Source organism: Nonomuraea soli (assembly GCF_013761175.1).
GTDB classification, from domain to species: domain Bacteria; phylum Actinomycetota; class Actinomycetes; order Streptosporangiales; family Streptosporangiaceae; genus Nonomuraea; species Nonomuraea soli.
Genome location: NZ_JACDUR010000003.1, coordinates 261110 through 275295 on the forward strand (window position 1 = coordinate 261110; position 14186 = coordinate 275295).

14 protein-coding genes are annotated in these 14186 nt (G+C 69.6%); 5 read left to right on the plus strand and 9 right to left on the minus strand.

Annotation, left to right across the window (positions count from 1 at the left end):
• Nucleotides 1-2: 2 nt before the first annotated feature.
• Entirely contained in the window at nucleotides 3-1781 is a 1779-nt protein-coding gene (locus HNR30_RS13950; RefSeq protein WP_181610267.1) for a carbamoyltransferase family protein, read from the minus strand.
• Entirely contained in the window at nucleotides 1778-3547 is a 1770-nt protein-coding gene (locus HNR30_RS13955; RefSeq protein ID WP_181610268.1) for an amino acid adenylation domain-containing protein, read from the minus strand. The genes HNR30_RS13950 and HNR30_RS13955 overlap by 4 nt, the downstream gene beginning before the upstream one ends.
• Here HNR30_RS13955 and HNR30_RS13960 point away from each other — a divergent pair.
• Together HNR30_RS13960 and HNR30_RS13965 are read left to right on the plus strand one after the other, a co-directional pair.
• Nucleotides 3524-3823 carry a hypothetical protein gene (locus HNR30_RS13960; RefSeq protein WP_181610269.1) on the plus strand — a complete coding sequence of 100 codons (300 nt, stop codon included), beginning with the start codon at nucleotides 3524-3526 and terminating at the stop codon, nucleotides 3821-3823. The genes HNR30_RS13955 and HNR30_RS13960 overlap by 24 nt on opposite strands.
• 64 nt (nucleotides 3824-3887) lie before the next feature.
• On the plus strand, nucleotides 3888-5090 hold the full coding sequence (locus HNR30_RS13965) for an MFS transporter (RefSeq protein WP_181610270.1): 1203 nt from the start codon (nucleotides 3888-3890) through the stop codon (nucleotides 5088-5090).
• Here HNR30_RS13965 and HNR30_RS13970 read toward each other — a convergent pair.
• The 4 genes from HNR30_RS13970 to HNR30_RS13985 all read right to left on the minus strand — a co-directional run bounded on the left by HNR30_RS13970 (nucleotide 5008) and on the right by HNR30_RS13985 (nucleotide 8803).
• Nucleotides 5008-5640, minus strand: coding sequence for a nucleotidyltransferase domain-containing protein (locus HNR30_RS13970; RefSeq protein WP_181610271.1), 633 nt, complete (start codon nucleotides 5638-5640; stop codon nucleotides 5008-5010). The two genes, HNR30_RS13965 and HNR30_RS13970, sit on opposite strands and share 83 nt — an antisense overlap.
• A gap of 104 nt (nucleotides 5641-5744) precedes the next feature.
• Nucleotides 5745-6920 (minus strand): cytochrome P450, encoded by a 1176-nt coding sequence (locus tag HNR30_RS13975; RefSeq protein WP_181610272.1) that lies wholly within the window; start codon nucleotides 6918-6920, stop codon nucleotides 5745-5747.
• A gap of 593 nt (nucleotides 6921-7513) precedes the next feature.
• On the minus strand, nucleotides 7514-7813 hold the full coding sequence (locus tag HNR30_RS13980; RefSeq protein ID WP_312894399.1) for a chorismate mutase: 300 nt from the start codon (nucleotides 7811-7813) through the stop codon (nucleotides 7514-7516).
• 30 nt (nucleotides 7814-7843) lie between these two features.
• Nucleotides 7844-8803: a cation diffusion facilitator family transporter gene (locus HNR30_RS13985; protein ID WP_181610274.1), complete on the minus strand. Its 960-nt coding sequence runs from the start codon at nucleotides 8801-8803 to the stop codon at nucleotides 7844-7846.
• 193 nt (nucleotides 8804-8996) lie between these two features.
• Between HNR30_RS13985 and HNR30_RS13990 the strand changes: the two genes are divergently transcribed.
• Nucleotides 8997-9704 carry a sulfotransferase family protein gene (locus HNR30_RS13990; RefSeq protein ID WP_246378563.1) on the plus strand — a complete coding sequence of 236 codons (708 nt, stop codon included), beginning with the start codon at nucleotides 8997-8999 and terminating at the stop codon, nucleotides 9702-9704.
• Entirely contained in the window at nucleotides 9701-10852 is a 1152-nt protein-coding gene (locus tag HNR30_RS13995; protein WP_181610276.1) for a glycosyltransferase family 4 protein, read from the plus strand. The genes HNR30_RS13990 and HNR30_RS13995 overlap by 4 nt, the downstream gene beginning before the upstream one ends.
• On the opposite strand, the gene HNR30_RS14000 is transcribed toward HNR30_RS13995, so the two are convergent.
• From HNR30_RS14000 to HNR30_RS14010, 3 genes are read right to left on the minus strand one after another with little or no spacing between them, the layout of a single operon-like run.
• Entirely contained in the window at nucleotides 10824-11612 is a 789-nt protein-coding gene (locus HNR30_RS14000) for an ABC transporter permease (protein WP_181610277.1), read from the minus strand. The two genes, HNR30_RS13995 and HNR30_RS14000, sit on opposite strands and share 29 nt — an antisense overlap.
• Nucleotides 11605-12360, minus strand: a complete 756-nt coding sequence (locus HNR30_RS14005) for an ABC transporter permease (protein WP_181610278.1) — start codon at nucleotides 12358-12360, stop codon at nucleotides 11605-11607. The genes HNR30_RS14000 and HNR30_RS14005 overlap by 8 nt, the downstream gene beginning before the upstream one ends.
• Nucleotides 12357-13250 carry an ABC transporter ATP-binding protein gene (locus HNR30_RS14010; protein ID WP_181610279.1) on the minus strand — a complete coding sequence of 298 codons (894 nt, stop codon included), beginning with the start codon at nucleotides 13248-13250 and terminating at the stop codon, nucleotides 12357-12359. Before HNR30_RS14010 ends, HNR30_RS14005 begins: the two co-directional genes overlap by 4 nt.
• A gap of 63 nt (nucleotides 13251-13313) precedes the next feature.
• Between HNR30_RS14010 and HNR30_RS14015 the strand changes: the two genes are divergently transcribed.
• Nucleotides 13314-14186 carry a diacylglycerol/lipid kinase family protein gene (locus tag HNR30_RS14015; RefSeq protein WP_312894400.1) on the plus strand — a complete coding sequence of 291 codons (873 nt, stop codon included), beginning with the start codon at nucleotides 13314-13316 and terminating at the stop codon, nucleotides 14184-14186.

Sequence of the window (14186 nt, forward strand, 5' to 3'; positions counted from 1 at the left end):
CCTCACGACGCGCTCCCGGGCACCACCACGTGATCACCGATGACCAGCCTGTCCAGCCCGCCCCGCAGGAACGTGTCGACGGCCTCGCGCGGCGTGCGCACGATCGGCTGGCCACGAAGGTTGAACGAGGTGTTCAGCAGAACCGGCACCCCGGTGAGCCCGCCGAACCTCTCCAGCAGGGCGTGCAGGAGCGGGTTGGCGTCGGCCCCGATCGTCTGGACGCGGGCGGTGCCGTCGATGTGGGTGACCGCTCCCAGCCGGTCGCGATGTTCCTGCCGGGTGCGGGTGGTGAAGAGCATGTGCGCGTACTGCCGCTCACGACCACCCCTGATCTCGAAGAACGTCGACGCCGCCGCCTCGGTCACCACCGGGGCGAAGGGCCGGAAGTCCTCCCGCTTCTTGATCAGGTTGTTGATGTGGTCGCGCATCCGCGCCTCGCGCGGGTCGGCCAGGATGCTGCGGTGACCCAGCGCACGCGGGCCGAACTCCATGCCGCCCTGGAACCAGGCCACGACCTCGCCCCGCTCCAGAGCCTGCGCGGTCTCCGCGAGCAGCTCCTCCTCGTCCGTCACCCGGCGCGAACACACATCCGTCCTGGTCGCCAGATGCTCGGCGATCTCCTCTGAGGAGAACGAGGAGCCCCAGTACGGCATCCGCATCGGCTGGATGGGCGTCTCCGGCTTCCGCGTCGCGTGCAGGTAGAGCGCGGAACCCACCGCCGTGCCGTCGTCGCCCGCGCCCGGCGGCACGAAGACCCGGTCGAACACCCGGCTGCGCAGGATGAGCCCGTTGGCCGAGCAGTTGAGCGCGACACCGCCCGCGTAGCAGAGATCACGCAGCCCGGTCTGGCGGCGGTAGTGCCGCAGGACGTGGAGCAGGCACCGCTCCAGCGCCGCCTGCGCGGCCGCGGCGATGTCCATGTGCCGCTGCTCCAGCGGGCCGCCCGGCTCCCTGGCCGGCCCGAACAGCTCCTCCAGCACGGCCAGCACGCCCCTGTGCGTCTCGCGCTGCAGCAGGTCGCCGTCGCGGGCCAGCAACGGGACGGCGAACTCGGGACCCTGGCGCACGTGCACGAGTTTGCGCAGCTCACGCTCGTAGCGCGTGCGGTCGCCGTACGACGCCAGGCCCATCATCTTGTACTCGTCCATGGCCATCTCGAACCCCAGGTAGAGGGTGAAGACGCCGTAGAGGGAACCGAGCGAGTGCATGGCGGGGACGGTGTGCAGCGCTTCGAGCTTGCCGCCGATCCCGGTGTAGACGGTCAGGCTCTCCGTCTCGCCCCGGCCGTCGGCGACGAGCACGAGGCAGTCGTCGAAACCGCTCGCGTAGTAGGCGCTCGCCGCATGGGCCAGGTGGTGCGGGACCGGCGTGAACCGGGAGCGAACGTCCGCGCCGGGGAAGTGCTCCGCGAACCAGTCCAGCTGCCGCTCCGGGTCGTAGACCTCGGTGAAACGCCTGGCCAGGTAGTCTTCGTCCGGCTCCAGCCCCTCCAGCCCCGAACGCTCGTGTGCGAAGCCGTGCCCGATCAGGTCCAGGTCGTCCAGGCCGATCCCGCCCTGCTCCAGGCAGAACCTGACGGCGTTGACCGGGAAGGCGCCGGTGGTCTTCTCGCCGGTGAAACGCTCCTCCGCCGCGGCGGCCACGATCCGGCCGTCCACGACCAGGGCGGCCGCCGAGTCCCGGCCCTGGCTGATGCGGTACTCCCGGTCCGACAGCCCGGGAAGTTCCCGCCGCTTGAACTCCTCCGAGTTGTGCAGGCCGCTGATACCCAGGATTCTCATCGTGCCTCCACGAGAGTCTCTGCGTGCGCACGAAGCGCAGTTCTGTCGATCTTCTGGCTGCCGGTCAGGGGAAGGCTCGGCAGGATCGCGACGTGCTGGGGCATCAGCGCGCGCGGCAACCACTGCTCCAGGTGCTCGCGCAGGCCGGTCCCGCGCAGGCCCTCCGCCTGCGCGTACAGGACCAGCCGCTTGTCGTTGGCTCCGTGCTCCACCACGACCGCCGCCGCTCTGACGACCAGCGGGTGGCGTTCTGCGACCGCCTCGATCTCCTCCAGCTCGATGCGCTGGCCGCGCAGCTTCACCTGGTGGTCGACACGGCCGTGGTAGGCGATGACGCCGTCCTCGCGCCACGCGCACAGATCGCCCGTCCGGTAGATGCGCCCCAGCTCCGGGTGCTCCTGGAAGACGGCGGCCGTCCGCGCGGGATCCCCGACGTAGCCGAGCGCGAGCTGCGGGCCGGCCAGCACCAGCTCGCCGATCTGCCCGACCGGGGCGTTCCTGTCCCACTGGTCCAGTACGGCGGCGCGGATGCCCGGCAGCGGCCGCCCGATCGGCACCGGGTCCGCCGGAGGGTCGGGGACGTGGTGGGTGACGGTGTAGATCGTGGTCTCCGTCGGCCCGTAGCCGTTCCACACGCGGGCGCCGGTGCGGTGCAACTCGGCGACCAGGGCGGCGTTGAGCGCCTCTCCGCCGGCGATGACGTCGACACCTGCCAGGCTGCCCCGCTCCAGGTGCGGCACGGTCATGCGCCAGGTGGTGGGCGTGGCCTGGACCAGGTCGAGCCGCCTGCCGGTCAGCCAGGCGGCCAGCCGTTCCGGGTCGCGTTGCAGGTCCTCGTGGAGCAGCAGGAGGCGTCCGCCGGTGGCCAGGGGGAGGAAGATCTCCATGGTGGACATGTCGAAGGTCAGCGTGGCCATGTGGGTGACGTGGGGGCGGTCGGCGTCGATCATGTGGGCGATCGCGCCCACGCAGTGGCGCAGGGCATGGTGCGGGATCGCCACGGCCTTGGGGGTGCCGGTGGAGCCGGAGGTCGACAGCGCGTAGGCGACACCGTCGAGACCCACGGGGAAGCCGGGCACGACGGCATCGGAGGCCGCAGTGGTGGTCGTCTCCAGGGTGAGCGCGACGCACCCCGGCACCTCGACGCCAGGCGGCAGCACGGCGTGCCGCGCCCCCGCCGCCTCCAGCTGGTGACCCAGCCGCAGCGGCGGATGCTTCGGATCGAGCGGCAGGAACCCCGCCCCCAGCGACCAGGTCGCCAGCAGCGCCGCGATGGTCTCCGCCCGCCGCGGCAACCCGATGCCGACCAGGTCACCCGCCCCGACCCCGGCCCGAGCGAACCCGGCGGCGACGGCGGCCGTGAGCTCGCCGAGCCGCCGATACGTGACCTCCCGGCCGTCCTCCTCGACGGCCACCGCATCGGGCCTGACGAGCATGTGCTCCCTGATCATCGAGGCGACCGTGCGCTCGGTGTCCCATGTACGCGCCCGGTGCGCGGCCGCGACGATGCGCTCGTCCTCGTCACTCCACAACCACGCCCGGCCGGCCGGCTGCCCGGGATCGGCGGCCAGCGCGGCGGCCAGCTGCCCCCGCACCAGTGCCGCGGCCACGACCGAACGCGCACCCGTGTCGGCCACGAGCGTCCGCCCGCCCGCCGACACCGAGATCTCGTCGCCCCCGGCCACCTGCGCGGCCCGCCTGACGACCGCCTCGAACGGCGCCCGCCACGGCATCCTGACCTCGTGACCGCAGATCTCGCCGGTCACCTCATCGCTGCCCGCCTGCCGCGCGAGCACCACCAGAGCAGCGGCCGCGATAACCGCACCGGAAGGGACCTGGAGTTTATCCGCGAGCCGTTCCGCGGCCTCGAATATCTGATTTACCATGTGGACCACGCCAATTCAGAGAATGGGAATTCCACGAAACCCCGTGTGCTGAGCAGGAAACTAGCCTGGCGTCGAGGCAGCCACGACCAGGCAGACGGCAAGGTGGCAAGTTCGCGCCAGGTTCGGCCTGAGCACGGCCGGCCGGTGTTACAGTGACGCCGGATAAGCAGCCGCGACGGGAAGAGAGCCGGTAATGGCGCAACTAATCCAGCGCCCGCAGATGCGTTACTACATTCTCGGGGACGCGCTTTCCAATTTCGGCGACTACGCGCTTTTCCTGGCCATGGCCATCTGGGTGAAGACCCTCACGGGCAGCACGTCGGCGGCCGGTCTCGTGATGTTCGCCTTCGCCGGGGGCAGCCTGCTGTTACCCCTGTCGGGCCTGCTGGTGGACCGGTTCCGCCGCCGCCCGCTCCTGGCCGGCTCCTACCTGCTCTCGGCGGCCGTCGTCCTCCTGCTCCTGCTGGTCAAGGACCGCGACGACGTCTGGCTCGTCTACGTGATCATGTTCTTGTACGGCGCGCTCGGCAGTGTCACCGGACCCGCCCAGAACGCGTTCCTGCCCACCGTCGTCCCCGACGAGGAACGGCTCGGTGACGCCAACGGCGCCGTGCAGGCGATGCGCGGACTCCTCAGGGTGTTCGCCCCGATCATCGGCGCCGGACTGTTCGCCTGGCAGGGCGCCCAGGTCGTGGTACTGATCGACGCGGCGGTGTTCGCCGTGGCGGCCGTGGCCGTACTGCTCATCAGGGTCCACGAGCCCGCCCCCACCAGGACCGCCCAGCCGCTGATCGCCGAGACCACCGGCGGCCTGCGCTTCCTGCGCGACGCCCCCAACCTGCGCAGGCTCGTCCTCGCCTGCGCGCTCACGATGCTCGTCATCGGCTTCTTCGAGTCCATCGCCATCGCCGTGGTCACCGACGGTCTGGGACGCGACGCCACCTTCCTCGCCGTCCTGGCGGGAACCCAGGCCGTCGGCACCATCGCGGGCGGCACCCTGGCCGGCGCCGTCATCCGCCGCGTCACCGAGCGCGGCCTGGTGGTCATCGCCCTCGTCATGGTCGGGGCCAGCAGCCTCCTGCTGACCGTGACGACAGTGCCGGCCGTCATCGCGGGCATGCTGGTGCTGGGCGTGGCCGCGCCCTGGATCGTCATCGGCGCCACCACGTCACTGCAGCGCCGTACCCCCGAAGACCTGCGCGGGCGCGTCTTCGCCGCCTTCGAGTTCGGGGTGACGGTGCCCCAGGTCGCCTCGATCGCCGCGGGCGCGAGCCTGATCGCGACGCTGGACTATCGCGTGATGCTCGTCGCCGTGTGCGCGGTGGTGCTCGTCTCGGCCCTCATCCTCGGCACCGAGCGTCAGCAGCCAGAGCCTCCCGCCAGGGATGATCGGACTGCCCGAGGAGCTCCAGGGCGTCGGTGAGCCACGCGCGCTGCTCACCCGTGAGGTGCGGGAGCGCCTGCGCGAAGTCCAGCTCGTCCTTGGGGCGAAGGCCCTTCGACTTGTACAGCAACTGCACCTCCGGCGACAGCCGCCGCACCCCCGGCCCCTCCTCCAGCGTCAACCCGGCGATGGGACGCCGGATCCGGGGATCACGACGAAAAACCCACTCCTCGTCCTCCGTCTCATCGAGCATCAGCTGAAAGCGCCAAGGACCCTCCGGGTCTTCACGCACCCACACGTCGTGCACGTGCTGCGGGAGCGTCTCCCCCTCGCGCCAGGGCCGCAGCGACCCGGGCGGGTCGGCCGCATGCACGTCCCATCCGGCGAGCAGGGCCCTGGCGGCCAGGTGGTCGCGGCGGAGCAGGGCGATGTCCACATCGCCGTGCTCCCGGTACGGCCGGCCGACGGCGAGCTCGATCGCATAGCCGCCGGCGATCCACCAGGGGGCGGGCAGGCGACGGAAGAGCGCCACGACGTCGCTCAGGGGAGCGGCGTCCCAGGGGCCCCAAGGGGTTTCTATGCGCGGCATGACGATCAATCCGTTTCGGCCGGGGGTGTCCACTGACACTAGAGCTGATCCCGCTCGACCGACACCGCCGCCAGGCCGTCACCACGACACAGGCGAAACTGCCGTCACCACGACACAGGCAAACTCACGGGCCCCACGTCCATCGAGTCCGTCGTCCACTCCACCTCACCCGGCTCGCACGCCAGCCGCAACCCCGGCACCCCGCGCGCCAGCGCCCCCAGCGCCGCGGCCAGTTCGACGCGGGCCAGCGCCGCCCCCAGGCAGTAGTGCGGCCCGTGCCCGAAGGCCAGCGTCGGGCTCGCCGCCTGCCCCGGCCTGAACTCGTCCGGCGCCTCGACATGCCCCGGATCACGCTGAGCCGCCTCCAACCGGACGAGGACCATCTCCCCCTTCCCGATCGCCACCCCGCCGAGCTCGACGTCCACCTGCGCATAACGCGGAAACGGCTCCCCGGTCAGACCCGACTGCAGCCGCAACGTCTCCTCCAGTACGGCGCCGGCCTCGCCAGGATCGGCGGCCATGGCGTGCAACCGCCCTTCGCCCAGGAGCCGGATCGTCGCCACCGCGATCGCGTTGCACGCCGTCAGATAGCCGCCCGCCACGATCGTGCTCACCATGGCGACCAGCTCGGCATCGCTGAGCCGGCCGCCACCGTCGTCGGTGTCGCGCACGGCGATCAGGGCGGTGAGCAGGTCGTCACCCGGATCCGCCCGCTTGGCCGCCACCAGCTCGGCGGCGTACTCCGCCAGATCCTCCCAAGCACGCCGCGCCGCCGCCCCGCCGTCGGAGTAGTCGATGGAGCCCGTCATCCGTACGAGAGCCTGGAAATGATCGCGCTTGCCCAACTCGACGCCGAGGACCTCGCCGATGACCGAGGTCGACAGCGGAGCCGCGAACCCCGACACGAGATCGGCGGGCCTCGCCGAGGCGACCAGCGCGGCGACCTGGTCCTCAGCCAGTCGCTCGACGCGGGGGCGCAGCGCCGCGATGGCGCGCGGCGTGAAGGCCGCCGACACCAGGCGGCGCAGGCGCAGGTGAACCTCGCCGTCCTGGAACAACGTGTCATGCCCCGGCGGCCCGGCGTCCGGCGGAGCGATGCCGAAGCGCCGATCGGACAGGACCGTGGTGGCCGCGTCGTAGGAGGTGACCAGCCAGGCGGGCACGCCCTCAGGGGTGCGCACCGGGGCGATGGGGGTGACGGCGCGCAACTCGGCGTAGGCGGTGGGCGGGGTCATGGGGTCTGGCCGGGTGAGGGGGAGGATGGTGGGGTTTTCTGTCATGGCCTCAGTGGACACGTTGACGTTGCGTCAAGGTCAAATGGGTCAGGGGCCACTCGGCTGGTCTTGTCGGCTGGTCGAGGCGCCCTCCGACGCAGCCCATGGCGTCCTGGACGTGTCCTCCTTCGATCGCGTGCGTCCGGGTCACGCCTTCCCGCGATCGCGTGCGTCCGCGTCACACCTTCCCGCGACCGCGTGACGTCCGGTCACGCCTTCGTGCGACCGCGCCAGACACACCCGTCGTCGTTCAACCCCTGAAACCAGACCTCAACCGCCCCACCATGGGGTGCGCGGGCGCAGCCCGCGCCTTGGCAAGACGCCCGAGCGAAGCGAGGCCCTCCAGGGGTCGCGCCCTCGGCGCGACTGGAAGCGACAGCCTGAGCCGCCCGGCGCGAAGCGCCCGCTCGCAAAGACCTTTCGCGGGGCGACGGGCAACGAGGTGAGGGCTACGAGAGGGAGAGAGGCTGCCTGCCGAAGGCTGCCTGCCGAAGGCTGCCTGCCGAAGGCTGCCTGCCGAAGGCTGCCTGCCGAAGGCTGCCTGCCGAAGGCTGCCTGCCGAAGGCTGAGCATCGAACGCCGAGCGTCGAAGGCTGGGGTCAGCGCATGGCCGCCGACTCGTGGTGCCTGATCACTTCCTCGATGATGAATGCCAAGAACTTCTTCGCAAACTCCGGATCAAGCTTCGCCTCCACCGCCTTGGCCTGCAAGCGCTCGATCTGCTCCGCCTCGCGCCCCAGGTCGGCCGGGGGCAGGCCGTATTGCGCCTTCAGCTCCCCCACCTGCCGCGTGCACTTGAACCGCTCCGCCAGCAGGTGGACGAGTGCCGCGTCGATGTTGTCGATGCTGTCGCGCAGTTCGCGTAGGCGATGCCTGGCCGACTCGTCGTTCTCCAACACCACGAAGCTCCTCCGCCCTCAGACTTCCCGTCATGGTAGTCGAGCGTGGTGGTCCACTCCTTCCGGCCCGTCTGGATCGGGGTGCACGGTGACGGCGCGCAGGCGGGGCATTTCGTGGGTGAGGCGGTGTTCGGCGTCGACGGCGATGGCGTGGGCGTCGACGAGGGAGAGGGTGTGGGGGACGAGGATGTCGACTTCGGCGTGCAGCGTGTGGCCGATCCAGCGCAGCCGTACGGATCCGACTTTCCGTACTCCTGGGGTGGCGGCGAGGACGGTGCGTGCCTGGTCGACGAGGGTTGGGTCGACGGCGTCCATGAGGCGGTGGTAGATCTCGCGGGCGGCGTCGCGCAGGACGAAGAGGATGGCGGCGGTGATGGCCAGTCCGACGATGGGGTCGGCGATGGGGAAGCCGAGGAAGGCTCCGAGTGCGGACAGCAGGACGGCGAGTGAGGTGAAGCCGTCGGTGCGGGCGTGGAGGCCGTCGGCGACGAGGGCGGCGGAGCCGATCTCCTTGCCGACCTTGATGCGATAGCGGGCGACCCATTCGTTGCCGAGAAATCCGACGAGGCCTGCGGCGGCGACCCAGGCGAGGGCAGAGAGCTCTTGCGGGTTAATAAGACGATAAATCGCCTGATATCCGGCCAAGAAAGCTGTGAGTGCGATCAGAACGACTATGACGATCCCCGCCAAGTCCTCCGCTCTGCCGTACCCGTAGGTGTACCTGCTCGTGGCCGCGCGGCGGCCCAGCCAGAACGCCACCGCCAGCGGCACGGAGGTGAGCGCGTCGGCGAAGTTGTGCAGCGTGTCGCCCAGCAGGGCGACGGATCCGGAGAATGCCACGATCACCGCCTGGATCACGGCGGTGACCGTCAGGATCGCGAACGACAGGCCGATGACCCGCAGGCCGCGGTTGCTCGACTCCAATGCCGAGTCGGTCTTGTCGCTGCTGTCGTGGCTGTGCGGGGTTAGCGAGTGCCATGGACCGGGCATTCCATAGACCTGCCCCAGCCGGCTCCCAGGGAACTACAAGGAAAGCTCGGTACTCTCCGTCTGCATGAAATGGCAGCGAACGGTAAATAGCGCCCTTTCCCGATATACCGGATTCCAGCTAAATCGAGTAGGAAAACCGGAGTCCGAGCCGGAAGTCGATATTCGTCGTCCTGCCGATCCGAAGACCGACCGGTTGCTGGACAAGCCGATCTTCATCATGTGTCCGGTCCGCTCGGGTTCGACCCTGCTGCGCGCGATGCTCAACGCCCACTCGCAGCTCCACGCCCCCCACGAGCTCCACGTGCGCCGCCTGGAGGTCGGCTTCGGCACCAAGCTCAGCGAGCGGGCGATGGAGGAGCTCGGCCACAACCGCGCCGACCTGGAGCACCTGCTCTGGGACCGGGTGCTCCACCGCGAACTGGTCCGCAGCGGCAAACGTCACATCGTCGACAAGACCCCCTCCAACGCCTTCGTGCACGAGCGCATCGCCACCTGCTGGCCCGACGCCCGCTTCGTGTTCCTGCTGCGCCACCCCGCCTCGATCGCCGCGTCGTGGAAGGAGGCCAGCCCCGACAAGCGCGGTCCCGAGGAGGCCGTCACCGACGCGCTCCGATACATGAAGGCCGTCGAGCGGGCGCGCAAGGCGCTGCCCGGGCTGACCGTGCGCTACGAGGATCTGACCGCCGACCCCGAGGCGGAGACCCGGCGGCTGTGCGAGTTCCTGTCGCTGCCCTGGGAGCCGAGCATGCTGGAGTACGGCACGCAGGACGTGATCCGCAAGGGCCTGGGCGACTGGAAGGACAAGATCCGCTCCGGCAAGGTCCAGCCGGCCAGGGAGATCCCTCAGGACGTGCCCGAGGTGCTCAAGCCCATCTGCAAGCGCTGGGGCTATCCGGCATGAAGATCCGTTACCTGATCCTGCACGCCTACGGGCTCGGCGGCACCATCCGCACGGTGACCAACCAGGCCAACGCGCTGGCCGCACGCGGGCACGACGTGGAGATCGTCAGCGTGGTCCGCCGCCGCGACAAGGGCCGCTTCTGGGTGGACCCGAGAGTACGGCGCAGCACCCTGGTGGACCAGCGCGACGGGGTCGAGGCCGACTCGGTGCCCCGCCGGGTCTGGCGCAAGATGCGCGGCCAGGTCGTCCCTCGCGGCGAGTTCGCCGCCGACTACTTCACCGAGAAGGTCGAGAAGGCGGTCATCGACTACGTCGCCGAACTCGACGACGGCATCCTGGTCACCACGCGCCCCGCCCTCAACCTGATCTCCGCCCGTCGCGCCTCGCGCAAGGTCATCCGCGTCGCCCAGGAGCACATGAGCCTGACCGCCTACCGCGAGCCGGTGCGCCGCGACATCGCGCGCTACTACGGCCGCTTCGACGCCGTCCAGGTGCTGACCAGGGCCAACCAGGAGGAGTACCGCCAGCTGCTGCCCGGCACCGAGGTGGTGCGCATCCCCAACGCCGTGCACGCGATGCACAGCGGGCCGTCGCAGCAGGAGAACCCGGTCGTCGTGGCCGTCGGCAGGCTGGTCCACCAGAAGGGCTTCGACCTGCTCATCCCCGCCTTCCAGCAGGTCGCCGCGAAGCACCCCGGCTGGCAGCTGAAGATCTTCGGCAGCGGCCCCAAGAAGGCCGATCTCGGCGCTCTCATCGAGAACCCTCAGGCGGTCAAGCTGATGGGAGCCACCAACAAGCTCGACGAGGAGCTCTCGAAGGCGTCGATCTACGTGCTCAGCTCCCGTTTCGAGGGGCTGCCGATGGCGATGATCGAGGCGATGACCCACGCGCTTCCCGTGGTCTCCTTCGACTGCCCGACCGGCCCCGCCGACGTGCTCACCGACGGGACGGACGGTTTTCTCGTCGAGCCCGGCGACGTCGACCGCCTGGCGGACGCGCTCGACCGCCTGATCTCCGACCGCGACCTGCGGACCAGGATGGGGTCGGCGGCAGCAGCGACGGCCAAGGAGTATTCGGCCGACGCGGTGATCCCGCTGTGGGAGGAGCTGTTCGCCGAGCTCAGCTCCCGACACTCTGGTAGTGCTTGAGCTGCCCCCGCCACACCTGGTAGCCCAGCGCCATCAGGATCACGCCGAGCACCGGCCCCGCCAGCGCCCACGTGCCGTCCAGCTTGCCGAGCACGACGCTCGCCGGGACGTAGGCCACGAAGGCGACGGGCAGCACGTAGGTGAGCAGCCACTCGACGACGGATCCGAAGATCTTCAGCGGGTAGGAGCCGAACGTGCTGAAGGCCTCGTCGACGAAGGACCGCAGCGCGTAGGTGTCGAGCAACCGGAGCGACAGCGAGCACAGGGCCAGGAAGAAGGCCCCCTCGATGAGCGCTCCGGAGACGATCGCGACCACGCACACGATCAGCGGCCACGGCCCCCACTCGATCCCGGTGCTCTGACCGGCCACGACCAGCAGCGCCACACCGACCAGCAGGTCGCCGACCTGGGCCAGGCCCAGGCGGTTGCCCAGCACCTGGACCAGCGGGTTGAGCGGGCGCAGCAGGTAGCGGTCGAACTCCCCCTCGCGCACCAGGAACTCGATGTTGTGCAGCGCCATCAGCGGGATCATCGCCACGCCGTGGGCGGTCAGGCGCAGGCCGTACAGGAAGGCGATCTCGGCCAGGCCCCAGCCGGCCAGCGACGGGAAGGTGTGCATCACCACCCAGATGAAGGCGAAGCCGGTGCCCTGCCAGACCGCGCCGGTGAGGATGCCGATGACACTGTTCATGCGGTACTGCAGCATGCTTCGCAGGGCGGCTCGCTGCAGGAGCCAGAAGAGCCTCAGTGTCCTAACCACCCTGGATCACCACCCTGCGGTGGGCGCGCGACCAGATCAGCTGGAGCAGGAGCGCCAGGCCGGCCGCCCAGGCGAGTTCGCCCAGGACCGTCGGGACCAGTTCGGTGATGTGCCCGATGTAGACGCCCGCGGGCACGTACCCCATGTACTTGAACGGCAGCACGTCGGCCAGCGCGCCCAGGAAGCCGGGGAAGAACGCCAGCGGCACCATCGTGCCCGCGAAGAACTGGCTGACCAGGCGGAACAGGACGGCGACCCACACGGTCTCCAGGGTCCAGAAGCCGATCAGGCTGATGAGGAGAGCCAGCTCGACGGTGATGGCGTAGCCCAGCACGAGTGTCACGACGTATCCAGGCAGGTGCGCGGGCGCGGTGATCGATCCCACGAGCAGCACCACCGGCACGACAGGCAGCAGCAGGAGCAGCCCGCCCAGCGTGTTGCCTGCCTGGAAAGCGGTCATCTGCCGCATGAAGCCGACCGGCCTGGCCAGGTCGAAGAAGACCGTCCCGGTGCGGATGCGGTGGGAGATGATCCGCGACACCTGCGTGTTCATCGCGAACACCTGCAGGTTGGCCAGCGTGAGGTAGGCCAGCAGTTGCGGCAGCGTGATGCCCGCGGCCTCGGTCCGCGCGCCGTACACGGCGGTCCAGATCATGCGCAGCAGGAACACCTGGGCGACCAGCGTCACCATCATGAAGACGATGTTGCTGCGGTAGGCCAGGGCCAGGCGGAGCCCGATGCGCGTCATCGGGCGTAGATCCCTTTGATGACGCTCTCCAGGTCGGGCTCCACGATCGACAGGTCGCGGATGGTGTGCTCGGCGGCGATCGTGGCCACCATGCCGGGCAGGTCGTCGTGGATGTCGTAGGTCCGGGTGCCGGACTCCAGCTCGACCACCAGCCGCCTCGGCTGGTTGACCAGGGCGTCGATGGCACCGTCGAAGAGCACCTTGCCGTGATCGATGAGGATGATGCGCTTGCACAACGCCTCGACGTCGGCCAGGTCGTGCGTGGTGAGCATGACTGTCGTACGGCCGGAGCGGTTGGTCTCGACGATGAACTCGCGCACCGCCTCCTTGGCCAGCACGTCGAGCCCGACGGTCGGCTCGTCGAGGTAGAGCAGCGGCGGTTCGTACAGCACGGCGGCGGCCAGGTCGCCGCGCATCCGCTGGCCGAGGCTGAGCTGGCGCACCGGGGTGTCGAGGAAGCCGTCGAGTCCGAGGATCTCGCGTACCTTGCTCAGGGCCTTGTCGAAGTGCCGCACGTCGTAGAGCGCCCCGACGAGCCGCAGGGATTCGATGAGCGGCAGGTCCCACCACAGCTGGCTGCGCTGGCCGAACACCACGCCGACGTTGCGCGCGTTGGCCGTGCGCTCGCGCCAGGGCACCAGCCCGTTGACCTCGATGCTGCCGCCGGTCGGCGTGAGGATGCCGGTCAGCATCTTGATCGTCGTGGACTTGCCCGCGCCGTTGGGGCCCAGGTAGCCGACGATCTCGCCCTCGTCGATCTCGAAGGAGACGTCGTCGACCGCGAGCTTTTCTTCGTACTGCCTGGTGAACAAGGTGCGGACGGTTCCGAAGGGTCCCGAGAAGGTCCGTGGCCGGCGGAAGACCTTCGATAAGCCCTCGACGCGGATCATGTGAAGGATACTTTCCTCGAAATAGATCGACTGCAACTTCTTTAACGGGGTAGCCACCACACCGTGAAAGTCGCGGTGATTGCCCACAAGAAGAAGACATTCGGCGGTGGACTGGACGAGCTGCGGGTCAGGATCACCGACCGCCAGGTGGACGAGCTGCTCTGGTACGAGGTGCCCAAGAGCCGCAAGGCGCCCAAGCAGGCGAAGAAGGCCCTGAAGGAAGGGGCTGAGCTGATCTTCGTCTGGGGCGGCGACGGCACGGTTCAGCGGTGCGTCGACGCCCTGGCCGGCAGCAAGGCCGTCGTCGCGATCGTGCCCGCCGGCACGGCCAACCTGCTGGCGCAGAACCTCGAGATCCCGCGCGACATCGAGGAGGCGGTGCGGATCGGGTTCGAGGGCAAGCGCCGCAAGCTCGACCTGGGCCGCATCAACGGCGAGCATTTCGCGGTCATGGCGGGCGTGGGCTTCGACGCCGAGATGATCGCCGACGCCGACCGAGGGCTGAAGGAGCGCCTCGGCAAGCTCGCCTACATCTGGACCGGGCTGCGCCACGCGGGCGGCTCCACCACGCCGACCCAGGTCAAGATCGACGGCACGGACTGGTTCGACGGTGAGGCGAGCTGCGTGCTGCTCGGCAACGTCGGCACGATCACCGGCGGCATCGAGGCCTTCGACGACGCCAAGCCCGACGACGGCTGGTTGGAGGTGGGCGTGGCCACCGCCCGCAGCAAGCTGGAGTGGGGGCGGCTGCTCGGCCAGATGGCGACGGGGCGCTCGGACGAATCGCCTTTTGTCCGCATTACCAGGGCCCGAAAAGTCACCGTCAAACTCGCCACGCCACGCACGTACGAGCTCGACGGAGGCGCGAGGGCGACAGCGGCGAAGCTGAAAGCCGATATTCGGTCGCAGGCCATCACGCTTTGTACGCCATACTGA

Excerpts from the sequence above, each read along its gene's own strand:
- HNR30_RS13950 (WP_181610267.1), bottom strand. The coding sequence starts at position 1,781 with ATGAGAATCCTGGGTATCAGCGGCCTGCACAACTCGGAGGAGTTCAAG.
- HNR30_RS13965 (WP_181610270.1), top strand. The coding sequence starts at position 3,888 with ATGCGTTACTACATTCTCGGGGACGCGCTTTCCAATTTCGGCGACTAC.
- HNR30_RS13970 (WP_181610271.1), bottom strand. The coding sequence starts at position 5,640 with ATGCCGCGCATAGAAACCCCTTGGGGCCCCTGGGACGCCGCTCCCCTG.
- HNR30_RS13975 (WP_181610272.1), bottom strand. The coding sequence starts at position 6,920 with ATGACAGAAAACCCCACCATCCTCCCCCTCACCCGGCCAGACCCCATG.
- HNR30_RS13985 (WP_181610274.1), bottom strand. The coding sequence starts at position 8,803 with ATGCCCGGTCCATGGCACTCGCTAACCCCGCACAGCCACGACAGCAGC.
- HNR30_RS13995 (WP_181610276.1), top strand. The coding sequence starts at position 9,701 with ATGAAGATCCGTTACCTGATCCTGCACGCCTACGGGCTCGGCGGCACC.
- HNR30_RS14005 (WP_181610278.1), bottom strand. The coding sequence starts at position 12,360 with ATGACGCGCATCGGGCTCCGCCTGGCCCTGGCCTACCGCAGCAACATC.
- HNR30_RS14010 (WP_181610279.1), bottom strand. The coding sequence starts at position 13,250 with ATGATCCGCGTCGAGGGCTTATCGAAGGTCTTCCGCCGGCCACGGACC.